The 21,706-nt window shown below is 61.8% G+C and carries 26 protein-coding genes; 13 read left to right on the plus strand and 13 right to left on the minus strand.

The annotated features are described in order from the left end of the window. The first annotated feature begins 114 nt into the window (after positions 1–114). Positions 115–1,164 carry an alpha/beta hydrolase gene (locus EEB12_RS03215; RefSeq protein WP_020907416.1) on the plus strand — a complete coding sequence of 350 codons (1,050 nt, stop codon included), beginning with the start codon at positions 115–117 and terminating at the stop codon, positions 1,162–1,164. Beyond that, the gene (mtr, locus tag EEB12_RS03220) at positions 1,161–2,537 is read left to right on the plus strand and encodes a mycothione reductase (RefSeq protein ID WP_020907415.1); all 1,377 of its coding nucleotides are present in this window, start codon (positions 1,161–1,163) and stop codon (positions 2,535–2,537) included. Before EEB12_RS03215 ends, mtr begins: the two co-directional genes overlap by 4 nt. A 77-nt stretch (positions 2,538–2,614) precedes the next feature. On the opposite strand, the gene EEB12_RS03225 is transcribed toward mtr, so the two are convergent. Next, positions 2,615–3,160, minus strand: coding sequence for an alpha/beta fold hydrolase (locus EEB12_RS03225; RefSeq protein ID WP_003942671.1), 546 nt, complete (start codon positions 3,158–3,160; stop codon positions 2,615–2,617). Positions 3,161–3,393: 233 nt separating this feature from the next. Then, positions 3,394–4,023 carry a TetR/AcrR family transcriptional regulator gene (locus EEB12_RS03230; RefSeq protein ID WP_244891375.1) on the minus strand — a complete coding sequence of 210 codons (630 nt, stop codon included), beginning with the start codon at positions 4,021–4,023 and terminating at the stop codon, positions 3,394–3,396. Positions 4,024–4,125: 102 nt separating this feature from the next. Here EEB12_RS03230 and EEB12_RS03235 point away from each other — a divergent pair, with 102 nt between their 5' ends. Together EEB12_RS03235 and EEB12_RS03240 are read left to right on the plus strand one after the other, a co-directional pair. Next, positions 4,126–5,271, plus strand: a complete 1,146-nt coding sequence (locus EEB12_RS03235) for a hypothetical protein (RefSeq protein WP_021343973.1) — start codon at positions 4,126–4,128, stop codon at positions 5,269–5,271. Next, positions 5,264–6,295: a phosphotransferase family protein gene (locus tag EEB12_RS03240; protein WP_020907412.1), complete on the plus strand. Its 1,032-nt coding sequence runs from the start codon at positions 5,264–5,266 to the stop codon at positions 6,293–6,295. Before EEB12_RS03235 ends, EEB12_RS03240 begins: the two co-directional genes overlap by 8 nt. A gap of 34 nt (positions 6,296–6,329) precedes the next feature. Here the strand turns inward: EEB12_RS03240 and EEB12_RS03245 are convergent, their stop codons facing one another. From EEB12_RS03245 to EEB12_RS03255, 3 genes are read right to left on the minus strand one after another with little or no spacing between them, the layout of a single operon-like run. Next, the gene (locus EEB12_RS03245) at positions 6,330–7,136 is read right to left on the minus strand and encodes an enoyl-CoA hydratase/isomerase family protein (RefSeq protein ID WP_020907411.1); all 807 of its coding nucleotides are present in this window, start codon (positions 7,134–7,136) and stop codon (positions 6,330–6,332) included. Then, entirely contained in the window at positions 7,133–7,750 is a 618-nt protein-coding gene (locus tag EEB12_RS03250) for a TetR/AcrR family transcriptional regulator (protein WP_256922296.1), read from the minus strand. The genes EEB12_RS03245 and EEB12_RS03250 overlap by 4 nt, the downstream gene beginning before the upstream one ends. A gap of 48 nt (positions 7,751–7,798) precedes the next feature. Next, a complete protein-coding gene (locus EEB12_RS03255; protein ID WP_070386964.1) occupies positions 7,799–8,260 on the minus strand; it encodes a PPOX class F420-dependent oxidoreductase in 462 nt (153 codons plus the stop codon). A gap of 121 nt (positions 8,261–8,381) precedes the next feature. On the opposite strand from EEB12_RS03255, the gene EEB12_RS03260 reads away from it, so the two are divergent. Together EEB12_RS03260 and EEB12_RS03265 are read left to right on the plus strand one after the other, a co-directional pair. Beyond that, entirely contained in the window at positions 8,382–9,251 is an 870-nt protein-coding gene (locus EEB12_RS03260; protein WP_258537433.1) for a PhzF family phenazine biosynthesis protein, read from the plus strand. An 88-nt stretch (positions 9,252–9,339) separates the two neighbouring features. After that, entirely contained in the window at positions 9,340–9,774 is a 435-nt protein-coding gene (locus EEB12_RS03265; RefSeq protein WP_141487401.1) for a DUF6069 family protein, read from the plus strand. Here EEB12_RS03265 and EEB12_RS03270 read toward each other — a convergent pair. The 5 genes from EEB12_RS03270 to EEB12_RS03290 form a co-directional block, all read right to left on the minus strand. Next, positions 9,761–10,594 (minus strand): GAF and ANTAR domain-containing protein, encoded by an 834-nt coding sequence (locus EEB12_RS03270; protein ID WP_019748033.1) that lies wholly within the window; start codon positions 10,592–10,594, stop codon positions 9,761–9,763. The two genes, EEB12_RS03265 and EEB12_RS03270, sit on opposite strands and share 14 nt — an antisense overlap. A gap of 76 nt (positions 10,595–10,670) precedes the next feature. Further along, positions 10,671–11,240 (minus strand): RNA polymerase sigma factor, encoded by a 570-nt coding sequence (locus EEB12_RS03275; RefSeq protein WP_020969378.1) that lies wholly within the window; start codon positions 11,238–11,240, stop codon positions 10,671–10,673. An 84-nt stretch (positions 11,241–11,324) separates the two neighbouring features. Beyond that, a complete protein-coding gene (locus EEB12_RS03280; protein ID WP_029255161.1) occupies positions 11,325–12,836 on the minus strand; it encodes a cobyric acid synthase in 1,512 nt (503 codons plus the stop codon). 8 nt (positions 12,837–12,844) lie between these two features. After that, on the minus strand, positions 12,845–13,702 hold the full coding sequence (gene map / locus EEB12_RS03285) for a type I methionyl aminopeptidase (protein ID WP_007734970.1): 858 nt from the start codon (positions 13,700–13,702) through the stop codon (positions 12,845–12,847). Between the two features lie 29 nt (positions 13,703–13,731). Continuing rightward, positions 13,732–14,451 (minus strand): transglutaminase domain-containing protein, encoded by a 720-nt coding sequence (locus tag EEB12_RS03290; RefSeq protein ID WP_020907403.1) that lies wholly within the window; start codon positions 14,449–14,451, stop codon positions 13,732–13,734. Between the two features lie 53 nt (positions 14,452–14,504). On the opposite strand from EEB12_RS03290, the gene EEB12_RS03295 reads away from it, so the two are divergent. The 4 genes from EEB12_RS03295 to EEB12_RS03310 all read left to right on the plus strand — a co-directional run bounded on the left by EEB12_RS03295 (position 14,505) and on the right by EEB12_RS03310 (position 17,270). After that, complete coding sequence (locus EEB12_RS03295) at positions 14,505–14,855, plus strand: DMT family transporter (protein ID WP_019748028.1); 351 nt, start codon at positions 14,505–14,507, stop codon at positions 14,853–14,855. Continuing rightward, a complete protein-coding gene (locus tag EEB12_RS03300; protein ID WP_019748027.1) occupies positions 14,852–15,178 on the plus strand; it encodes a DMT family transporter in 327 nt (108 codons plus the stop codon). Before EEB12_RS03295 ends, EEB12_RS03300 begins: the two co-directional genes overlap by 4 nt. A gap of 54 nt (positions 15,179–15,232) precedes the next feature. Continuing rightward, positions 15,233–16,051 carry a helix-turn-helix transcriptional regulator gene (locus EEB12_RS03305; protein ID WP_141487402.1) on the plus strand — a complete coding sequence of 273 codons (819 nt, stop codon included), beginning with the start codon at positions 15,233–15,235 and terminating at the stop codon, positions 16,049–16,051. 142 nt (positions 16,052–16,193) lie between these two features. Then, the gene (locus EEB12_RS03310; protein WP_225989566.1) at positions 16,194–17,270 is read left to right on the plus strand and encodes an ABC transporter substrate-binding protein; all 1,077 of its coding nucleotides are present in this window, start codon (positions 16,194–16,196) and stop codon (positions 17,268–17,270) included. Positions 17,271–17,287: 17 nt separating this feature from the next. Here the strand turns inward: EEB12_RS03310 and EEB12_RS03315 are convergent, their stop codons facing one another. Further along, positions 17,288–17,881: a GNAT family N-acetyltransferase gene (locus tag EEB12_RS03315; protein ID WP_141487403.1), complete on the minus strand. Its 594-nt coding sequence runs from the start codon at positions 17,879–17,881 to the stop codon at positions 17,288–17,290. Between the two features lie 162 nt (positions 17,882–18,043). Between EEB12_RS03315 and EEB12_RS03320 the strand changes: the two genes are divergently transcribed. Then, complete coding sequence (locus EEB12_RS03320) at positions 18,044–18,442, plus strand: hypothetical protein (protein WP_019748023.1); 399 nt, start codon at positions 18,044–18,046, stop codon at positions 18,440–18,442. A gap of 78 nt (positions 18,443–18,520) precedes the next feature. Beyond that, positions 18,521–19,966, plus strand: a complete 1,446-nt coding sequence (locus EEB12_RS03325; RefSeq protein WP_046379885.1) for an ABC transporter ATP-binding protein — start codon at positions 18,521–18,523, stop codon at positions 19,964–19,966. On the opposite strand, the gene EEB12_RS03330 is transcribed toward EEB12_RS03325, so the two are convergent. Together EEB12_RS03330 and EEB12_RS30730 are read right to left on the minus strand one after the other, a co-directional pair. Continuing rightward, the gene (locus EEB12_RS03330; RefSeq protein ID WP_020969370.1) at positions 19,944–20,321 is read right to left on the minus strand and encodes an SHOCT domain-containing protein; all 378 of its coding nucleotides are present in this window, start codon (positions 20,319–20,321) and stop codon (positions 19,944–19,946) included. The two genes, EEB12_RS03325 and EEB12_RS03330, sit on opposite strands and share 23 nt — an antisense overlap. A gap of 131 nt (positions 20,322–20,452) precedes the next feature. Then, positions 20,453–20,704 carry a three-helix bundle dimerization domain-containing protein gene (locus tag EEB12_RS30730; protein WP_019748020.1) on the minus strand — a complete coding sequence of 84 codons (252 nt, stop codon included), beginning with the start codon at positions 20,702–20,704 and terminating at the stop codon, positions 20,453–20,455. Positions 20,705–20,923: 219 nt separating this feature from the next. Between EEB12_RS30730 and ppk2 the strand changes: the two genes are divergently transcribed. After that, positions 20,924–21,691, plus strand: coding sequence for a polyphosphate kinase 2 (gene ppk2, locus EEB12_RS03340; RefSeq protein WP_153212522.1), 768 nt, complete (start codon positions 20,924–20,926; stop codon positions 21,689–21,691). Positions 21,692–21,706: the final 15 nt, after the last annotated feature.

Raw genomic sequence — 21,706 nt, forward strand, 5'->3', positions numbered from 1 at the left:
GCGCATCCGCCTGCTGTGTTACGCCGAATAGGTTACCCGTGCGTACTCGCGCGGTTCACCACCCCCAATTGTGCTCTACAACGCGCACCCGAAACGACGATTAGATTGTGATTTGTGACTACTTGGGTTCCAGACGTCCTCGGTGACGGATATCAGCAGCTGACGATCCCGCTCGGAACGGATCCGGACGGCGAAGGCGAGGTGGACGCAACACTGGTCCGCTACCAACCGCGGAAGGAGGCGGTGAAGACACGTCGTGCCGTCTTGTACGTGCACGGATTCACCGACTACTTCTTCCAGAAGCACCTGGCCGAGCATTTTGCCGAGCAGGGCTACGCATTCTTCGCACTCGACTTGCGCAAGTGCGGGCGATCCCTCAAGCCGGGACACACGGCGCACTACGTCTCCGACCTTGCGCTCTACGACGCCGAACTGAACGAGGCGCTGCGCATCGTCCGCAGCGAGACCGACGGGAGCGAGGTGCTGCTCATGGCGCACTCGACCGGCGGTCTGATCGTCCCGCTGTGGCTGAACCGTTTGCAGCGCAAGCCCGGTGGCAGCGACGGCGCCGGAATCTGCGGGCTGGTGCTCAACAGTCCCTGGTTCGATCTTCAGGGCCCCTCGGTGGTGCGTAACGTGGGAACCACCGCGATCGACGCCCTCGGACGGGTATCGGCGAAGACGGTGATCCCGGGAACCGGACTACCGACTTACGGTTCCAGCCTTCATGTTTCGGCAAACGGAGTGTGGGACTACAACCTCGACTGGAAGCCGCTGGCCGGCTGCCCCGTCACCTTCGGCTGGATGCGGGCCGTCCGAGCGGGTCACGCGAAACTTCACCGCGGCCTCGACATCGGAGTGCCTGCGCTGATTCTGCGCTCGAAGAAGTCGCAGTTCGCCAAGGCGTACAACCCGAGCGTCGACCTCGCCGATTCCGTTCTCGACGTCAAGCAGATCGCACGCTGGGCGGGTTGCCTCGGCGATCGCACCACCATCGTCCCGATCGACGGCGCCCGTCACGACGTGTTTCTTTCGACCGAGAAGCCCTTGGCCACAGCCTTTTCCGAACTCGACCTGTGGCTGGAGTGGCTCGACGGCCACCTCACTCCGGCCGCAGAAAGTTCGGCAAGCACAGCAAGCAACACACAGGAGATCGCGCAGTGACGCACTACGACCTTGCAATCATCGGCAGCGGATCCGGAAACTCGCTGCCCGACGAGCGGTTCGACGGCAAGAAGATCGCAATCCTCGAAGAGGGCACCTTCGGCGGAACGTGTCTCAATGTCGGGTGTATCCCGACCAAGATGTTCGTCTACGCCGCCGAGGTGGCACGCACCATCACCACTGCCGAGAAGTACGGCGTCGACGCCACGCTCGACGGCGTCCGTTGGTCCGACATCGTCAAGCGCGTCTTCGGCCGCATCGATCCCATTTCCGCAGGTGGTGAGCGGTACCGCAGCGAAGACAGTCCCAACACCACCGTCTACCGCGGCCACGCCACGTTCACCGGCGACAAGACGATCGACACCGGAACCGGCGAGACGATCACCGCCGACCAGGTGGTCATCGCTGCCGGTTCGCGTCCGATCATCCCGGAAGAGATCGCGTCGAGTGGTGTGAAGTACTACACCAACGAAGACATCATGCGACTGCCCGAACTTCCCGAGCACCTGGTGATCGTCGGCTCAGGATTCATTGCCACCGAGTTCGCACACGTGTTCTCCGCGTTGGGTTCTCGCGTGTCGATCATCGGTCGCAGCCAGAGACTGCTGCGGCACCTCGACGACGAGATCTCCGAGCGCTTCACCGAGTTGGCCGAACAGAAGTGGGACGTCCATCTGGGCTCCCCCCTCACGTCGGTACGCGGCGACGGCGACAACATTGCCGTCGAACTGGCAAACGGCACAGTCGTTTCCGGTGACGTTCTCCTCGTCGCGGTGGGTCGTCAGCCGAACGGTGACCTACTCGGTCTCGACAAGGCCGGCGTTGAACTCGACGACAAGGGCTCGGTCGTGGTCGACGAATACCAACGCACCACCGCCGAGGGCGTCTTCGCACTCGGTGACGTCTCGTCGCCGTACCAGCTCAAGCACGTCGCCAACCATGAAGCGCGCGTTGTTCAGCACAACCTGCTCCAGGACGCTTGGAAGGACACGTCCGGGCTTCGCAGCACCGATCACCGCTTCGTGCCGGCAGCCGTGTTCACCGACCCGCAGATCGCCGACGTCGGAATGACGGAGAAGCAGGCTCGCGACGCCGGACTCGACATCACCGTCAAGGTGCAGGCATACGGCGACGTCGCGTACGGCTGGGCGATGGAGGATCAGGAGGGCATCTGCAAGGTGATCGCCGAACGCGGCACCGGACGCATACTCGGCGCCCACGTCATGGGTACGCAGGCTCCGACCGTCATCCAGCCGCTCATTCAGGCGATGAGCTTCGGTTTGTCAGCTCAGGACATGGCACGCGGCCAGTACTGGATCCACCCGGCCCTGGCCGAAGTGGTCGAGAACGCGCTGCTCGGCCTCGACATCTGAGCCCCGCAGCCCTAATGACGCCGAAAAGGCGGGCACTCCGCGCAGTGGGAGTGCCCGCCTTTTCGTAGGTCAGAGTTTCACCAGGGGCTGGTACGCAGCACGATCTCGGTTGCGAGTTCGGCCGGTGCCGACTTGACGACGTCGTCGACACCCGGAAGTTCCGTCACGCGGAAGTCGGAGTACACGAAACGACCGCTGGCGTCGGCGATGGCCCGACCTCCACTGCCCACGACTACGGTGGTCGGAACCTCGACCGGCGGTACGCCGGCAATATCGCTGGCCGACGGATGCCCACGGTCCACGGCGATCAAACTCGCGAAGCGGCCGAACTGACGTGCAGCCAACAGCCACGCGAGATCGGCGCCCTCCCGGTGACCGACCAGATTCACCCAGGCGATGTTCAACTCGTCCAGAAGTACCACTGCCGAGGTCTCGTCGAGATTCTCGATCGATTCCACCGCGACGGTCCGCAGATCCGAATGGTGCAGTCGCTCACACACATCGTCGTACAAGTCGACGGGGTCGCCCTTGCCGGGGAGCAGGAGTACCGCATGCTTGCTGACCGGCCCGTCGATCCGAACGGTGCACGAACCACTGCCCACCGCTACTCGAGTCAATTCCATGTCTGGAAACGGTACGCGATCCACACTGTGGAGGACCCTGGAGTCGACAGAAGTATGACCACTCATACATTCTCACCACCGCCGGCGAGTCCGATTTGTTCGCTCTGCACCGCCTCTCCCCTGAGCGAAAGTGGCTTTCGGCGCATCTGAGGCGACCGACGTACCGTTCGCTCGAGGTGGGGGGTGGGCGAAGCAACGAGCGCCTGACCGGAGGAAGCGCCTCGGTCAGCCCCTCATTGCCGGCTGATCTCGGTTCCCGTCGACGTAACCAGCAGAACCAGTGCGTCCGCAGTGCGCGCGCAGAACGCGTCACCGTCGGCGAGGCCACTCGTGAGGCCCCGCACGATGGTGGTTGCAACGAGAATGTCGAAGGCCACATCGGCGGTCGACGCGATTTCCGCGTCGGACCGCTCGGGAAATTCGACACGCACGCGCTCGGCGAGCGCGAGCCGGGCCGGGTCTTCCGATCTCCGAACCAGTTGTTCGTAGGCGCCGTCTTCCTGATGGTAGGCCGACAGCAGGCCGGGAATCGCTGCGCGCGTTGCCGGTTCGGCAACTCTCGCGAGGAACCATCTCGTCCAGGCCTGCATGTCGTCACGCAAATTCGACGTGGTCACCGGTAGCGCAGCATCCTGCATTCCGAAGACCGCATCCTCGATGATGGATTCCTTGGTCGCCCAGCGCCGATAAATTGCGGCAGTGCCCAGTTGAGCCCGTCGCGCGATGGCTGTGATCGTGGTCTTCTGGTAACCCTGCTCCGCCAGCAACTCGCGGGCGGCGGTGAGAATGGCGTCGTCCACCTGCGGATCTCGAGGGCGCCCCACTCCGACGGTGCCGATACGTCGATCTCTGCGTTCGTCCACAACTGCGGACAGTACCCGACCTGTTTCGCCGAAAACCATTACGTTGCGTAGCGCTCCGTAATAGATTGTGAACACCCCACTCCGTCGACACAAGGACCGACTGTGATCACACCGCACGACGAACTACTCATTCATCAACTCCCGACGACACTCGACCACGTCTCCCAAAGTGACCTGCGCTGGACCGAACGCATCGTGATGTACGGCTTCGACAAAACGGGCGAGATCAGCATCATGACGGGACTGGCCAAATACCCGAACCGCAACGTCCTCGACGCCTACGCGATGGTGACGCGCAAGGGTGAGGAAGCCCGCGTGGTGCGCCTGTCCACCGAGTTGAACCCTCAGACCGGAGGACTGGCAGCGTGGAGTGTGGGGCCGTACACCTATGAAATCGTCGAACCACTCCGCCAGGTACGTTCCACGGTCGACGCAAACGAACACGGATTAAGCCTGCAACTCGACTTCCACGGCGACTTCCCGGTGTACGAACAGACGGCAGCGTTCCATCGCACGCGCGGCCGCGTTCGCGAAGACGCCCGACGCTTCTACCAGAACGGCACCATCACGGGTTGGATCGAAATCGACGGCACCCGCATCGACATCGATCCCGACAACTGGTGGTTCGGCCGCGATCACTCGTGGGGCGTACGACACGGCGGTGGCGGCGGCAGTCTGTCCGAGGGCGCGAACCTGCAGCCGTCCGAGGTTCCGGACGGAGTCCTCTATTACATGGGGATATTCCAATTCGACGACGAGGTAGTGCATTTCGCGCAGCGCGAAACCAGTACCGGCGCGCGCTGGCAGTTCGAGGGCGAGGTGCTCTTCCCGATCGGTTCCGGCAAGGACGCGCTACCGATCATCGACGTCGAGCACGACCTGAAATTCCGTGACGACATGCGGGTGGTCGAATCCGGCACTTTCACCGTGCACCGAGCGGACCGGACCACCGACGTGATCGAGGTGAATCCGGTGTGCGATTTCTGGCCCGGACTGGCCGGTTACGACGAGTACCGGGGATACGCCTCCGGCATGTACCGCGGCAAGGACTTCAGCGACAGCTTCACCGTCGACATCACGAACCTCGATGAAATCCGGCAGGTGAGCATGCTCAGCGAGACGCTGTGCGAGGTCCGCATGGGAGACAAAGTCGGATACGGGCTCGTGGAAATGGTCTTCATGGGCGTGAATCCCCGCTACGGGTACACCGATTGGAGCAACACACGGACAGGTACGAACAATGACTGACCGAACAGCCGCAGAAGACATCGCACCCGCCCTTGAACCACTTGTCCGGGAGCACATTCCGGGTACTCGAGGCGCCAAGATCGTCAACTTCAAGCGCACCGAACGCGGATTCTCGACGGAGACATACCTGTTCGACCTCGATGGCGCCACTGGCGAGTCGAGTGGTTTTGTTTTCCGGCGTCCACCGGAGGTTTCGCTGTTCCCCGACTACGATCTCCGCCGCCAGTTCCTCGTGACACAAAGGCTCGCGAAGTCCGACCTCGCAGTCCCCCACGTTCGGTGGATCGACAGCGGCGACAACCCACTCGGCAGCCCCTACTACGTCATGGACCGCATCGGTAATGCCGAGGCGCCCAGCGACTTTCCGTCGTATCACAGTGCCGGAACCTACTTCGAAGCCGATGAGGCAGGCCGAGCGAAGATGTGGTGGGGATGCGTCGAGACGATTGCGCAGATTCATCGCTTGGACCCGGACAAGCTCGAACTCGGATTCCTCGCCTACCCCAAGTTCGGCACCCATCCGGTCGAACAGGCGGTGAACTACCTCGACTGGGCCGTTCGTTGGGCATCGCCGGACCTACCGCCGATATTCGACAAAGCACTGGCCTGGCTGAGGGAGAATATCTACCAACCCGAACATGTGACACTGTGCTGGGGCGATGCCCGGATGTCGAACATCCTCTATGGTCCGGACCAGTCGATCGCCGGGGTTCTCGACTGGGAGATGGCCTACCTCGGCGATCACGAGGCCGACCTCGCCTGGCTGTTGTTTCTCGATTGGGCGTGTAGCGAATTCGAGGGACACACACCTTTGCCAGGCACTCCCAGCCGAGAAGAGACCATTGCCCGCTACGAGGAACTGACCGGCTGGAGGGTCGAGAACCTTTTGTTCAACGAGGTACTCGCTGCGGTTCTACTCGCTGTTCCGCTCCTGCGCCTGTCCACGCATCTCCAACTCGGCGAACATACGGATATCACCGCGTTCTGCAAACATCGTCTCGAACAGTTGCTGCGAGACGCGTAGTCGTCCGCGTGTGATTTTCCGCAAGGCTCCCGAATCATTCCGACGGGATTTCCTGCCACTCGGCGGACAAGCGCGAAACCCACACAGGCGTGCGCCGTTCCATTAATGCACGAACACCTTCCACCGCGTCCGGCTTCCCCATGACGCGTAGATGCAGGTCCGTTTCGATGGCCGCCACCGTCTCTGGTCGACAGCTGCTGCTCTGGCTCTGCCAGAGCAGTCGCTTCGAGAGTGCCACCGACATCGGTGCAGTGTTCGTCGCAATGTCTCGGGCGATCACCAACGCCGCCGAAAGGACTTCGTCAGCGGGCAGGCAACGGCTACCCAACCCGAGCGCGATTGCCTCGGCTCCGTCGAACGTCCTTCCAGTCAAAAGGATGTCGGCGGCCACAGCCATTCCGGCGATGCGCGGAACCGTCCAATGCGCCATCGCATCCGGCAACACACCGAGGCGAACCTGCGGAATTGCATACTTGGCGTCAGCTGCAAAGATTCTGATATCGGCCTGCATCGCGATGGTGAGGCCGATTCCGATCGCATGTCCGTTCACCGCTGCGATGACCGGCTTTCGCAACTCGAACGCCGGCGGATCCACCGGTGATGACGAAAACTGCTCGCCGTCAGGTGAATCGAAGGTGCCGGCACCGTCGCCAAGATCTGCACCCGCGCAGAATGCTGGTGGCGCACCGGTCAGCACGATCACGCGAACGGAATCGTCTTCGTCGAGCTTTCGGTACGCCTGCCCCAATTCTCGACCCATGCGCTTGTTGAAGGCATTCCGTTTGTCAGGCCTGTCGAGGGTCACGACGGCAACGCCGCCGTCCACCGAAACCGAGATCATTGCCCCACCGCTTCCGTCCCGACGGCGTCGGCCGGATGCGCAGCCAGGACGTACAGAGATCGTGCGAGGGCATCTACAAAGCGGTCCTGACCCTCGCGCCCACGGGTCAGCCCCTGCATTGTCGTCGTTCCGGCCAGCAGATCGAACAAGAACATCGCGTCTGCACCTGCCGGGATCTCACCACGCCTCACCGCGTCGTCCAGCAGATCCTGAAACGCTGCACGAACCGGCGCACCGATAGCCAACAGACGTTGTCGCGCCTCCGCCGTCCGCGAATCGGCAAGCAGGCCAGGAACTCCGGCCCGCGCCGCGGGGCGGGCAGCGCGGACCAGGAAGATGTGCACCCACGTCGTCAGATCCACCCGCAAATCACCGGTCGACCGAGGCAACGGATGTCCGCCCGGTCCATGCACTGCTTCTTCGATCAGGGCTTCCCGTGACGACCAGCGACGGTAGATGGCCGGCGTATTGACACCGGCAGTCCTGGCAATCGCCGAAATGGTCGTCTGCTGATACCCGACTTCGGCCAGCAGTGTGCGAGCTGCAAGCAGCACAGCCTCGTCCTTGCCTGGGTCGCGTGGTCGTCCGATACGGGCGGGAGACTCGGTTTTCACCATTACATATTAACTCGTAACGTTATCTCCTACCTGAACGAACGCAGTTCAGGTGCCGGACGGCTTGGGGAGCCTCGTCATTCCGTAGACGTGATCAGCGCGCACCGTGAGGATCTGTCGACGCTCCGCAACCATTGCTTCGCGGTACTCCTCCCAATCAGGATGCTCCTGGCCGCTGATGTCCCGGTACAGCTCGACCAGTGCGTCAGACACTTCGTCGTGAGGATCGGCCGCCACGGGTGTCACCACGGCAAGTCCTTCGATCACGGCGTAGCTCCAGAAGTCGGGCGCGCTGACGTGAAGGGAAACCCGCGGATCGCGGATCGCATTTTTACTCTTGGCGCGATCGGCTGTGATGGACACGGAAGCCGTCTTCGACTCGACGTCCCAGCGGTAAATGATGTTGGACAACTGTGGGCGGCCGTCACGCTTGACGGTTGCCAGCACGCCTTGTTTTCCCTGGGCCACGAGTGCGAACAACGCTTCGGCGGTGTCTGTGTCATTGCTCATATCTGCACCAACGACGCCGTGCGGCCGGTTTGTTCCGGAGGCAGTCCAGTTCGAAGATCGCGGACCGCAATCGCGCGATGTCTCTTCCCCCGATGGACGACAGCGGACAAAGATGGTCGGCATGGCAACTTCTCACGACATCCTCCGACTGACTGCGTTCAGTTCGGATCCGGCCGGCGGTAATCCCGCCGGCGTGCTGCTCGACGCCCGCGGGCTCGACGACCCCGAATTACAATCCGTTGCAGCCGAAGTCGGGTATGCCGAGACTGCGTTCCTCATCGAACCGGAACTCGGAGGCAACCCGCGCCACAGCCGGATCCGGTACTTCTCCCCTATCGCCGAAGTACCATTCTGCGGTCATGCCACTATTGCGACGGCCATCGCTCTCACCGAGCGAGACGGCGACGGAACCTTCACATTCGAAACACCGATCGGACCGGTATCCATCGACACGGCGACCGACGAGGACGGAAGGTCGACCGCGACCTTCACCAGCGTCGAACCGTCGGTCTCGCCGATCGATCACGCCGTGCTGACAGCGCTGCTCGGGCTCATCGGCGTCGATTCGTCTGCGCTCGACGCGCGGTATCCCGCAATGCTTTCGTACGCCGGCAACACTCACCCGATCGTCGTACTTCGTGATCAGTCGACATTCGACGAGTTCACCTTCGATCCCGTAGCGATGAGAACCCTGATGGACGCGCAGGGGTGGGCCGGCACGGTGACAATCCTGCACCCCCTCGACGACAACACCTTCGAAGCCCGAAATCTGTTTCCGGTGGGAAACATCGTCGAGGATCCTGCAACCGGGTCCGCAGCGGCGTCGACCGGCGGTTACCTGCGCAAACTCGAACCCGCGGCCACTCCGCGGCGGATCACCATCCACCAGGGCCGACACGTCGGGCGTCCCAGTGTGCTCGAGGTCGACATCCCAGTCGACGGCGGTATCTCGGTCACCGGCACCGCAGTGCCCGTCGTCAACGGGCAATAGTCAACCTCAGCGATGAGTTTCTGCCCGCCGGCGGGTCTATTCACCAGAGCGACGTCACAAGACCATCGCATCGAGCCGGGAGAACACCATGTCTGCAATCACGTCAACCGCACACAACCTCCACGTCACCAAGCCACGTGCCGTACTCGGCGCCACGGTAATTGCTCTCGTCGTCAATCTGATCCTGTGGTTGATCGGCCTCGCATTGGGCGGATCCTTCGAGATGACAGATCAGGGAAAGCCGGCGAGCGTCGCGCCTGGTGGGGTCATCACATTGACGGTGGTGCCACTGCTGGTCGGTTTGTCGGTCGCAATGTTGATCTCACTGAAGTGGGAGCCGATCATCCGCATCGCCCAGATCGTGGGGGCAGTCGTGGCGCTCGGCACCATCGCTCTGACCATTGCCGCAGACTTCGACGCCGCCAGCACGGTCATGCTCGCGCTGATGCACGTGGTTGTCGCCGCGGGCGTCGTCGTCGCGCTCGAGGCTGTACGTCGGTCCCCTCGAACTAGACAGCGGTAGGCGGCGCCGAATACGTCTCGACGATCTCGGCTGCCACGTCGCGCAACCGGGTATTCGTCGTCTGAGACTGCTTGCGCAGCATGTGAAATGCGGTGTCGGCGTCGATCCGATGGATGGCCATCAGCATGCCTTTGGCCTGTTCGATCGGCGCCCGGGTCTCGAGCGCACGTTGCAAGGCATCAGCCACCGCCTTGGCGGACTTGAAACGAGAGAAGTCGCCGATCGCGCGTGAGACCGTTGTCGTGAGAATCTCCATGACATCCGCGTCGACCCGGTCGAATGCCGCTGAGGCGCGTCCGTACAGGTTGAACGAACCCAGTCGCTGATCCGGCGTGAAGAGCGGCGCCGCGAGAAACGACTTGATCCCTTCGTCCTTCGCCGCCGCCGCGAACCGCGGCCAGCGTTCCGCGCTGGTCTCGGCATCGACGACAACGGTTTCACCGGTTCGAGCGGCGTGCAGACATGGTCCGTCGCCGGCGTCGTATTGCTCGATGTCGACACGCAGAGTCCGCGAATCGGTATGAACGGCGGTGTAGGTCTGCCCGGCCAGATCGATGGTGACGCCGATGCTGTCGGCGCCCTCGATGGCGTCGTTCGCGATTTCGACGGCGCGCTGGAGCAAAACCACGAGTTCGTCCTCGTCGCCGATACTTCCTCCGAGCGCTGCCAGCAACTCCCGGACCGCGCTTGCAGTCAGCCGAGTTTCCGCAGCCTCGACGGCGACGTCAGCACCCGTTGCCGTCGCATCGTCCGGCATTACCGACGGCACCGAATCCTCGGTTCTCGGGTCGAAGCCTCTGGGGTCGAAAGCGGTATCCACGACGAAGCATTCTTCCAGCTACCCGGGCCGTCAGGAGAGTGAGTTCGGTGACAGAACCCGGCAAACCGCCGAGTCGTCATCGCCATCGGTCGAGCGCGAGACCCAGATTCCGCCTCGCCCGAGTGTGTTGGCCACGAACCGCGTCCGGACTCAGTTCCAGGACAACTGCGATCTGTGGATACGTCATGCCCTCCACTTCCCGCAAGACCCAGGCGGCGCGCTGACGCAGCGGTAGACGATCGAGTTCGGCTTCAAGAGCGTCGAGAAATGCTGTGCCGCATACTTCCTCGCTCGGATCGCGCAATCGAGTATCGACTTCGTCCCGAAGTCCGTCCACATCGGCGGCGCAGGAGCCGACTTTTCGATGGACATCCGCGATCTTGCGAGAGCAGATCGCGAACAACCAGGTCTTGATGCTCGAGCGCCGCTGAAACCCCGGAAGTTGGCGCCAGGCGGCAACGCAGGTTTCCTGGACGATGTCGTCGACGTCACTCTCACTGGTGACGAGTCGACGGGCAAATCGATACAAGTGCGGGCCGTATCGGCGAACGATGACGTCGAAGGCCGCATGATCGCCGAGCATTGCCGAGTCGACCAGCACCTCGTCACTGAAGTCGGTAAGCAAGCCGTCGAATTGATCTGTCACCGCGCACACTCCTACTAGGGAGCCGTCGCGGGAGTGAGGCCTGGCTATTCTACCGCGTCCACGTCGACGCCCGCGGGAGCGCTCTCAGGCTTCGAGTGCGGAGGCAATGACGGGAAGCCCGATCGGCGCCCCACCGTTGATCAGTTTCTCGAGTAGATCCTGATCGAGGTGCTGCTCGACGAGATCAGCGAGAAGGTCGAGTTGTTGTTCTCGCACCGCGGCAACCGAGGTGTCGGGTGCAGCAACAAAACCGGGAACCGCGATCTCACGCAGCAGGCTGCGCCGAAAGTCGTCACTTTCCAGGAGACCATGCCAGTGTGTCCCTCGAACAGACCCTCGCACACTGCCTTCCGGCACACCGCCCGAGTCCGCCAGCAATGGACGGTCCCCGTTGTGCACGACGCGTCCGTGATGAATCTCGTACCCCGACAACGAGATACCGTCGGCGGAACCGGTTACCTGCGCCAGCACTTTGTCCGAAGCGAATTCGATGTCGAGGTCCAGCAGACCGAGTCCTGCGGTGATCCCTGATCCTGATTCGACCTCGTCGACGATCGAATTACCCAGCATCTGGTATCCGCCGCAGACTCCCAGCACCGCCTGCCCGCGGCCCGCTCGGGCGATGATCTCGTCAGCCAGGCCGGTACTCCGCAACCACTCGAGGTCACTCACGGTGGACTTACTACCGGGGATCACCACGAGGTCTGCGTCGCGGATCCGCGACGGATCGGTCACCCACGAAACTGCCACGCCCGGTTCACATGCCAGCGCCTCGACATCCGTCGAGTTGGAGATGCGCGGGAGCCGAACCGCAGCAACGGTGAGCCAGGCCGAACCGACGGGTGGGCCAGGGCGCCCTACCGGGGCGTTGCCGGTGACGCCAAGCGAATCCTCGGCGTCGAGCCAAAGATCGTCGGCAAACGGGATCACTCCGAGAGTGGGTCGACCGGTGAGGCTGCGCAGTTGATCCAGTCCGGGTTCCAACAGTGCAACGTCACCGCGGAATTTGTTGATCACAAATCCCGCGATCAATGCCTGGTCGCTCGGCGAGAGCACAGCAACGGTCCCGAACAGATGGGCCAGGACGCCGCCGCGATCGATGTCACCGACGACGACGACCGGAATCTGCGCAGCCTCAGCCAATCCCATGTTGGCAAGATCCGTTGCGCGCAAGTTGATTTCGGCCGGTGAACCGGCGCCTTCACAGATCACGACGTCGAACTCGGATCGAAGCGATTCGAGATCTTCGGCCACGACGGCGCGAAGCCACTGCCGATGCTGCATGTAATCGCGAGCACCCACCGTGGTCATCGCCTTGCCCCGAACGACCAGTTGCGAAGTGCGATCACTCCCCGGCTTGAGCAGCACGGGATTGAATCGAACACTCGGCTCCAGACCGCATGCCCGCGCCTGAAGTGCCTGCGCACGGCCGATCTCTCCGCCGTCCAGCGTGACCACGGAGTTGTTCGACATGTTCTGTGCCTTGAACGGCGCCACTCGGACGCCTCGACGCGCCAACATGCGACACAATCCGGCTACCAGAACGCTCTTGCCTGCGTCGGAAGTAGTGCCGGCTACCAGCAGAGCGCCGCGCATCGCCGAACTCAAGGCAGGGTGAGAATCTCTGCACCGGTCTCGGTGACCACCAAGGTGTGCTCGAACTGCGCCGTCCACTTACGGTCCTTGGTGACGACGGTCCAGCCGTCCTCCCAGATCTCGTAGTCGATACCACCGAGGTTGATCATCGGTTCGATCGTGAAGACCATGCCCGGTTCGATGATCGTCTCGACCGCGGGCTCGTCGTAGTGCAGGATCACGAGGCCGTTGTGGAAGGTCTCGCCGATTCCGTGTCCGGTGAAGTCCCGGACGACGCCGTACCCGAACCGATGGGCGTAGGACTCGATGACGCGTCCGATCACGTTGAGCGCGCGGCCGGGCTTGACGGCTTTGATGGCCCGCATCGTTGCCTCGTGTGTGCGCTCGACGAGCAAGCGGTTCTCTTCGGACACGTCACCGGCGAGGAACGTCGCATTGGTGTCCCCGTGCACTCCGTTGATGTATGCGGTGACGTCGATATTGACGATGTCTCCGTCCTGGATCACGGTCGAGTCGGGGATTCCGTGGCAGATCACCTCGTTGAGAGACGTGCAGCACGACTTGGGAAAGCTCTTGTAGCCCAACGTCGACGGGTATGCGCCGTGGTCGAGCATGAACTCGTGTGCGATGCGGTCGAGCTCGTCGGTCGTGACACCGGGAGCGACAGCCTTGCCGGCTTCCTGCAGCGCGCCGGCAGCGATCTTGCTGGCGATGCGCATCGCCTCGATCGTCTCCGGCGTCTGAACCCAGGGCTCGTTGCCCTCTTTGGCGGTCGGCTTCCACGCGTACTCGGGCCGCTCGATCTTCGAGGGCACAGCGAGGACGGGAGAGACGGTTCCAGGGACCAATGGGGTACGCACAGACATGCAGAACAGCCTAGACCTCGCGTCGCGCGTCAGCCGGATGCACTCCAGTTCCGGAAAACCGGATCGACGAGAATTCTGATGGGGGTCGACATCGTCTGTCCGAATTCCTCGAAGAGCTTGTCGCGAGATTCGAAGGTGCCCAGATCACGGTCGACGAATTCGGAGAAGTCCAAGCAATCGCACGAAATTGATTTGCCCCAACTGATCGGAGCGCGTCCGATCGCGTCGAACAGTGTCTCCTCGCCGGTATTCGTGAACGGTTCGAGCGCTGAGACCACCGCAGGTGAAACGATCTCGGAGATGTCCTGCCAGCGTCCGTCGACCAGAAATTCCGGCCACGCCAGCAGCACTGACTTCGGAATCACCGCATGTAGACGCCGAAATCTCGGGTACCAGAACTCCCCACGAAGTACGAGACCGCGAACTCGGGTGGCGATACCTCGGCGGCGAGCCAACGCTTCGACGATAGCCAGTCTCTGACTGCAGGATCCGCGTCCTCGGCTCAATGTCACCGAGACGGGTTGCCGGTCGTCGAGGCCGTACACCGGCCGAATATTTGCAGCGACGCTGCGATGCGCCGACACCAGGAACTCCTGCGCCGACTGGATCGCACCTTCTGCAATGTCCTCGTAGAGGCGAGCCACGTCATCGTGGCCCCAGTCGAGAATCGGCGTCGCGGTTATATCGCCACCGGACACATCGTGGCGGATGTCACCTTGGCGGATTCCGCCGAGCAGCACGCACGTCATGTCTCAACCGTAGTGCGCGACCGGAATCGGTGGAGCCTGACAGAATCCGAACCGTGAAGAAATGGCTCCTGTTGATCACCGCGATCCTGACCGAGGTGTCTGCGACTCTGTCTCTGCGCGCGGCCCTCGATCACCCCGCCTGGTACGTCGTGGTCGTCGGCGGATATCTCGCAGCATTCACCGCGTTGTCGTTCGTCCTGCGGGAGGGCATGGGACTCGGTGTTGCATACGGAATCTGGGGCGCAACCGGAGTTGTCCTGACCGCGGTGTTCGCGACTTTCCTTTTCGGCGACCCCCTGACAGCCACGATGGGCGTCGGCATTGCCCTGGTCATCGGCGGAGTCCTCTGCGTTGAACTCGGTTCCCAGGTTGCTGCCGACAGCGGGCCGGCGGACCCGGCATGACTTTCGTATTTCTGATCGCTGCAATTATTTCCGAGGTCACCGCGACGTTGTCACTACGGATGGCGTCGCAGGACGGCAGCGACAAACGATGGCTCGCGGTTGTCACCGTGGGGTACCTCGCCGCTTTCGCTTTCCTCACGCTCGCACTCGACGCGGGCCTGACAATCGGCGTTGCGTACGGCATCTGGACTGCTTGCGGGGTGGCGCTAACAGCAATCGCATCCCGCATTCTCTTTCGCGAACCGCTGACCAAGCTCATGATCGTGGGGATCGGCCTTATCGCGGCAGGCGTGCTTCTCATCGAACTCGGTGCGGGCCACTGAGCCCAGCAAACAGGGTGTAAGGTTTACCTAACTTTGCTTTGGAGGTAGTCCGCGGTGCCGATCCCTGCCCTTCGTGAAATCGACGGTGGCCTCCACCTGTCGGATTCCGACCGCCACACTCCGATGGCGCGCGCCGTCCCGGCGCCGTTCCAACTGACGACGTACATCGTCGAGACCGACCACATCACCCAGTGGCCACAGCACGCTCATGCCGAGCACGAACTCATCTGGTCCGACCGCGGCGTCGTCAACATGATCATCGACAATCAACTCTGGACCGTCACGCCCGGCGTCGGCCTGTGGATCCCTCGCGGGGTCCTCCACGAAGGTCAGGCCAATCCGCACGTCGCATTCCGCGCCACTCTCTTCACCCCCGAGTTGTGGACTCCCGCCTGGAACGAACCGTGCATCGTGACCTTGAGTGAGGCAGCCCGGGTACTGCTGATACACCTCGCCCATACCGGAATGCCTGCAGAACAACGCCTTCGGGCACAGCAGGTCTGTGTCGATCTCCTCACCCCGGCATCGGTACCTCACTTCGACGTACCGATCCCCCGCGATCCCCGGCTTCGACAACTCGTCGACAAAGTGTTGTCGGATCCCGCCGACGATCGGTCACTCGACCAGTGGGCGCACGTTCTCAACCTCAGCCGACGCACGGTCACCCGGATTTTTGCCGCGGAACTTGCGCTGAGTTTTGCGCAATGGCGCACTCTGGTTCGCATGAGCACAGCACTGGGCATGCTCGGGACCGGGATGAGTGTGAACGCCGTCAGCCGTCGAGTCGGGTACGGGACGTCGAGCTCGTTCATCGCCGCTTTTCGTAAGACGGTCGGCTACACCCCTGGCAATGCGCTCGCCGCTGTCAACTGACTCGAGCCTGACCTGTTGTCGACATCTGCTGGCCCCTTCGCTACACGCACGCGCCCTACATTCACTTAGGTAAGCCTGCTCTCATGTGCGTACCGCGCTGAGTCGTGCAAGCACTTCCCCGATCAATCCCGAGGAGTTTCGCGTGTTCAGATCTGCCCGTCAGAGAATTCGTCCCCAACGGAAGAGGCGAATTGTCGTTGCGCTGATGGTGGCGGCCGCACTGCCTCTGACCGCCTGCACGCAGTCGTCATCGGACGCCCAGGAAAATAGTTCGTCGGCATCTGCTGTCGAGGACGGCGCATACCCCGTCACGATCGAGCACGCATTCGGCGGCACCACCATCGACAAGGAACCGACCAGGATCCTCACCCTCGATTCCGCAGCGGCCGACACTGTCATCGCCCTCGGCGTCACTCCGATTGCAATGCAGAAGGACTCGTGGGCCGGCGACGCCGACGGCTTCCTCCCTTGGACGCGCGCGGAACTCGAGAAGTCGGGCCAGCCGCTGCCCACACCGGCGCCGTACTACTCCGACAGCGGTGAGCTTCTGTTCGAGCAGATCCTCAATGCCGCACCTGACCTGATTCTGGCCCCGTACTCCGGTTTCTCCGAGCAGGACTATTCGCGTCTGAGCTCGATCGCCCCGACACTCCCCTACGACACCAAGCCGTACCAGCCGAGTTCGTGGCAAAACCTCGCCACCGATGTCGGCAAGGCCTTGGGGCGCCCGGCCCAGACCGCGGATTTGATCAAGTCCGTCGAAAAGACGGTGGAAGAGTCGAAGACCAGCCATCCTGAATTCAATGGAGTCACGTTCGCCTTCGGGTCCTACATCCGCGAAGGCGAAACCGAGACCGCCATCTACGGCCCGGACGATCCGCGCGTGAAGTTCGTCGAAAACCTCGGACTCACAGTCGCTCCCGACGTGGTCAACGGTGCCAAGAACTTTGCAGGCGACTCGTTCCTGTTCGGCATCAGCATGGAAAAGCTCGACACGATCAACACCGACGTATATCTCGGATGGGCAAGCGATCAGTCGGAAGTCGACAGCACGTTGGCCAACACCCTGTTCGCACGGTGGCCGGTTATCGCCAACGGGAAGGACTTGTGGATCACCGACAATCGCCTGACAGCCGCCACAATGTACGTCAGCGTTTTGAGCGTTCCATGGGCAACTGACGAGCTGGTCCCCCAGTTGACCGAACTGGTTGCGAAGTAGCAGCACGGCCCTCCTGATCAGAGACTTGAAGGCCACTCACTGCGCAGCGTTGCAAAAACCACAGTGTCGGTCCATTCGTTCTTGATCCACGCGTTCTGCCGAAAATGCGCCTCTCGCAGCAACCCGATTCGCCGCGCGAGTCGCGCCGAGGATTCGTTTCTCGCATCCATCTGCGCGACCACGCGGCGCAATCGGGGTGTTGCGAACGCCAGGTCGATCAGAGCGGTCACAGCTTCCGTCGCGAATCCTCGGCCGCCGTACTCGGGCGAGAATGCCCACCCGACTTCTGCCGTGTGCGCGGTTTCGGCTGTGCAACCCGATTCCTCGACTAGCCAGGCACTCACGCTTCCGACAACCCGGCCCTCGTATCCGACAACAAGAGCCACCGCGCCCGCTGCCAGGTCGCGGCGAGACATTCTGGTCTGCACTGCCTCTCGCGCATCGTCCGGGCTCCAGGGTTCGTTGAACAAATACCGGCACACGTCGCTACGCCCGTAGAAGGTGAGAAGGTCCTGATGATCGCCGAGACGGTAGGTACGAAGCACCAGTCGATCCGTCCGAATTGTTACCGGCGCAGTCGTCGGCGTCATGCCTGCGTCCTCCACATCCATGCCGTCACGGTAGATCCTCTCGGATTCGTGAGCGAGCGAATATCGCGAGGATGTCCAGCGCTCAATGTTTGATTTGCCCCGTGGCGGGATACTTCACCACCGTAAATAGTCGCAATACGGAGTTACGCCAGGCAATTTCGCACTTGATACCAAGGGGCGGTCATGGCCGAGGAATCACTGGTCAAGCAAGGTGTGGCAAAAGGAAGCGCGCTGGGCGGAGCCGTTCTTCTCGTCACCGTCGGCGTGCTCGAAATTCTCCAAGGCATCTCGGCGATATCCAAGGACGATGTGACCGTTGTCGGCCCTGAATACGCGTACCAATTCGACCTCACCTCCTGGGGATGGATTCACCTCGTACTCGGCGTGCTCGTCACCGCTGTCGGAATCATGCTCTTCACCGGCGCGACGTGGGCACGGGTAGGCGCGATAATCTTCTGTTCGCTGTCGATCCTCGCGAATTTCCTGTGGCTACCCCACTCTCCGTGGTGGTCGATCACCATCATCGCGCTCGACGTATTCGTCATCTGGGCTGTCGCGACATGGAATCCCGACGTGATCTGAGGTCTCGACTCCGGATCCACCCATCGAATTCAGCGTTTTCATCTGTGCGGCAGCAGTTTCCCTCCGGAGAGGAACATGATGGCAAACGGCACGAACGACGGCCCACTCCAGGAGGACGAACGTGCCGAACTATCCAGGTTGCGGCAAGAGGTTGCAACGCTCCGCGAGCAGACTCCCAGCGCCCGCGAAACGACCGTCGAGCAAGTCTCCCGGCCACCTCGACACGGACTGCGGTGGACTGCCGTGGCGATACTGCTGGTGTTGGTCGCGCTCCTTGCCGTCTTGTCCGTGACCACCCGCTTCACCCGTAGTCAGATACTCGACACGGACCGCTACGTCAGTACGGTCGCGCCACTGGGCGAGAACCCCGCCGTTCAGGCCGAGATCACGAATCAGATCACCGACGAGATCTTCGATCGTGTCGACGTCGAGGGGCTCACCACCGACGCACTCACCGCACTGACCGACGTGTCGAATCTTGCGGCCAACGCGCCGCGTCTGGATCAAGCCGTAGTGGGGTTGGCACCGGTGATCGCCGGCCAGGCAAAGAGCTTTGTTCATGACACGGTGGGCTCGCTCGTTCGGTCACAACAGTTCGAGGACTTGTGGATTCAAGCGAACCGATCGGCGCACAACGCACTGGTCTCGGTCATGACCGGAGATTACGGCCCCAATTCCGTCGAAGTCGATCAGAGCGGAACCGTCAGCATTTCGCTCAGTACGATCATCGACAGGGTCAAAGCAGCTTTGATCGACCGCGGCTTCGCCTTCGCAGACAAAATCCCCTCCGTGGACAAGGAATTTGTTCTCTTCCAGTCCCCCGAGCTGGTGAAGGCTCAGCGAGCCGTCTCGGCACTCGACAAGGTCTCAGCGGTGCTGCCGTGGTTGGGAATCGCTTGCGCGGCAGCCGCTGTCGCCGTTGCGCCAACCGGTCGCAGGCTCCGCGCACTGTCCCTGGTCGGCCTGTCGATTGCGTTGGGAATGCTGGTTCTCGCGATCGGAATTCTCATCGGACGCGCAATCTACCTCGACAGTGTGCCCACCGATATCCTCTCGCCAGACGCCGCGACTGCCGTCATCGACACAGTTCTGGTACCACTGCGCACGAGCCTGCGAGCGGTCGCGGTCCTCGGCGTGGTGATAGGGCTCGGGGCCTACCTGGTCGGTGGGTCGTCGTCGGCGATCGCCGTTCGACGAGGCTACGGGCAGGCATTGGACTTCGTCCGGCATTCTTCAAGCGGCCGTACGCCGAATCAGGTGGAGCGGTGGGCCAATCAGCTTCGTGTTCCGCTGCGCTGCGCCATCATCGGCATCGCCGCACTGTTGCTGCTCTTCTGGCGCTACCCCACCGGTCTGGTCGTGGGTTGGATCGTCATCATTGCGCTGGTTGCACTCGTAGCTCTCGAAGTGCTGGTTCGTCCCGCACGCGCCGCCGCGCAGGACGCCCGGCCTGACGACGCCGGAACCGACGACGCCAGGCCTGGGGCAGAAGATACAAAAACTACGCCAGCGCCTTTGCCTTGATTGCCTGGAATTCCTCTTCGTTGATCGCGCCGGAGTCGAGAAGCTCTCTGGCGTCGGCAATCTGCTGAGTCGGAGACCTGCCGGCGACGGTTCGAATGTAGTCACTCTGCGCGTGTATGTGCTGTTGAGCGGCCTCCATCGACCGCCGAGTCATTCCGTCATTCTTGACAACCACGTAGATCATCGCGGACAAGAATGGAATGACGAAGAGGAAAATCATCCACAACGCCTTGGCCCAACCCGAAGTCTCGTGATCACGGAACAAGTCGGTGATGATCGAGAACAACACGCTCAAATACGCCACAAAGGCAAAGCAGACGAAGATGAACCAGAAGAATTCCCAGAAACCTTCCATGTCAACGCTCCCTGTACTCGGTTTACACATAAGGAGTTCGGGAGGCTGACATTCCGCGCCTGAAATCTGCAGTCGGCCAAAACTCCCTGGTCCAAGGTCATTTCAGTATGCGCCGACGACGTCCGTTCCGGCTACAGTTCGAGAGGGTTCAGCACTGCGGACCGTTCATCCATTATCGGAATCACGATCATCCGGTTCGAGATCTCGTGTCTGGCCGCCTTTTCGACAAGGAGAGGCACGAAATCACGTATCCGACACCCCGCAAAACGTTGGTGAATTGTTCGCACTCTGTTTTCGATCTCCGGTGGAGGAACATTCGGATACCGGGAAATCAGGCGAGTGATCACCCGCTCGACGTGGAGCAACTCTTCGTCGCCAGTCATCAATTAATACTCGCGCCGATCGCTGACACCGTCAAGACTCGAAACGGGCTCGAAAACAACACGATTCGAGTCGCGATCCCGGAGAGAATAGGTTGACCGAATACGGGGCATACACATACGAGCGGACGATGCCCCGCGCGCTCACGTCTCCAAGGAGTGGAAGTGGGAAAGAACGCTCGGATTCTTCACGACGACGCGGCACTCGTCGCAGAAAAACCGATGAAGAACAAGGTATACCGCCACGAACTCAAGCCGATGCACGGTGAGCTCGTGGCTTTGCAGGAGTGGGTCAAATCGTCTGGCGCCAAGGTCTGCATCGTGTTCGAAGGCCGAGATACCGCGGGGAAGGGCGGAGTAATCAAAGCCATCACCGAACGCGTGAGTCCACGAGTGTTCCGGGTGGTTGCTCTACCGGCGCCGACCGAGCGAGAGCACTCGCAGATGTATGTCCAGCGTTACGTCCCACATCTCCCGGCGGCGGGCGAGATCGTCATCTTCGACCGAAGTTGGTACAACCGTGCCGGAGTCGAACGAGTGATGGGCTTTTGCACCGAAGAACAGGCTCATCAATTTCTCCAGCTCATTCCGACCGTCGAACGCGCGATCGTGGAATCGGGAGTCATTCTGCTCAAGTACTGGCTCGAGGTCAGCGAAGAACAGCAGCTCTTACGTCTGCAGAGCCGGATCGACGACCCTCGAAAGATCTGGAAGCTGTCGAATCTCGATCTGAAGTCGTTCAGTCATTGGTACGACTACTCGCGTGCCCGCGACGAGATGTTTCGCTTCACCGACACCGGCTGGGCGCCCTGGTATGTCGCGAACAACGACGACAAGAAACGCGGACGACTCAACATCATCAGTCACATTTTGAGTCAGATCCCCTACGAGCCCGTGCAATCCACTGACATCACCCTGCCGAAACGGCAGAAGGCCCACGGCTACCAGACGCCCAAACAACCGCTTCACTGGATTCCGACCCGGTATTGACGATCGCCAAGGAAA

Source organism: Rhodococcus sp. WS1 (assembly GCF_003797745.1).
Classification (GTDB): domain Bacteria; phylum Actinomycetota; class Actinomycetes; order Mycobacteriales; family Mycobacteriaceae; genus Rhodococcus_F; species Rhodococcus_F erythropolis.

What these genes read in the sequence shown, in the direction of transcription:
- EEB12_RS03280 (WP_029255161.1), bottom strand. Translation starts at nt 12,836, where the DNA reads ATGCGCGGCGCTCTGCTGGTAGCCGGCACTACTTCCGACGCAGGCAAG.
- EEB12_RS03300 (WP_019748027.1), top strand. Translation starts at nt 14,852, where the DNA reads ATGACTTTCGTATTTCTGATCGCTGCAATTATTTCCGAGGTCACCGCG.
- EEB12_RS03225 (WP_003942671.1), bottom strand. Translation starts at nt 3,160, where the DNA reads ATGGAATTGACTCGAGTAGCGGTGGGCAGTGGTTCGTGCACCGTTCGG.
- EEB12_RS30730 (WP_019748020.1), bottom strand. Translation starts at nt 20,704, where the DNA reads ATGACTGGCGACGAAGAGTTGCTCCACGTCGAGCGGGTGATCACTCGC.
- EEB12_RS03325 (WP_046379885.1), top strand. Translation starts at nt 18,521, where the DNA reads ATGGCAAACGGCACGAACGACGGCCCACTCCAGGAGGACGAACGTGCC.
- EEB12_RS03255 (WP_070386964.1), bottom strand. Translation starts at nt 8,260, where the DNA reads ATGAGCAATGACACAGACACCGCCGAAGCGTTGTTCGCACTCGTGGCC.
- EEB12_RS03245 (WP_020907411.1), bottom strand. Translation starts at nt 7,136, where the DNA reads ATGATCTCGGTTTCGGTGGACGGCGGCGTTGCCGTCGTGACCCTCGAC.
- EEB12_RS03265 (WP_141487401.1), top strand. Translation starts at nt 9,340, where the DNA reads ATGTCTGCAATCACGTCAACCGCACACAACCTCCACGTCACCAAGCCA.
- EEB12_RS03315 (WP_141487403.1), bottom strand. Translation starts at nt 17,881, where the DNA reads ATGGATGTGGAGGACGCAGGCATGACGCCGACGACTGCGCCGGTAACA.
- EEB12_RS03320 (WP_019748023.1), top strand. Translation starts at nt 18,044, where the DNA reads ATGGCCGAGGAATCACTGGTCAAGCAAGGTGTGGCAAAAGGAAGCGCG.
- EEB12_RS03260 (WP_258537433.1), top strand. Translation starts at nt 8,382, where the DNA reads ATGGCAACTTCTCACGACATCCTCCGACTGACTGCGTTCAGTTCGGAT.
- EEB12_RS03330 (WP_020969370.1), bottom strand. Translation starts at nt 20,321, where the DNA reads ATGGAAGGTTTCTGGGAATTCTTCTGGTTCATCTTCGTCTGCTTTGCC.
- EEB12_RS03290 (WP_020907403.1), bottom strand. Translation starts at nt 14,451, where the DNA reads ATGACGTGCGTGCTGCTCGGCGGAATCCGCCAAGGTGACATCCGCCAC.
- EEB12_RS03240 (WP_020907412.1), top strand. Translation starts at nt 5,264, where the DNA reads ATGACTGACCGAACAGCCGCAGAAGACATCGCACCCGCCCTTGAACCA.
- map (WP_007734970.1), bottom strand. Translation starts at nt 13,702, where the DNA reads ATGTCTGTGCGTACCCCATTGGTCCCTGGAACCGTCTCTCCCGTCCTC.
- ppk2 (WP_153212522.1), top strand. Translation starts at nt 20,924, where the DNA reads ATGAAGAACAAGGTATACCGCCACGAACTCAAGCCGATGCACGGTGAG.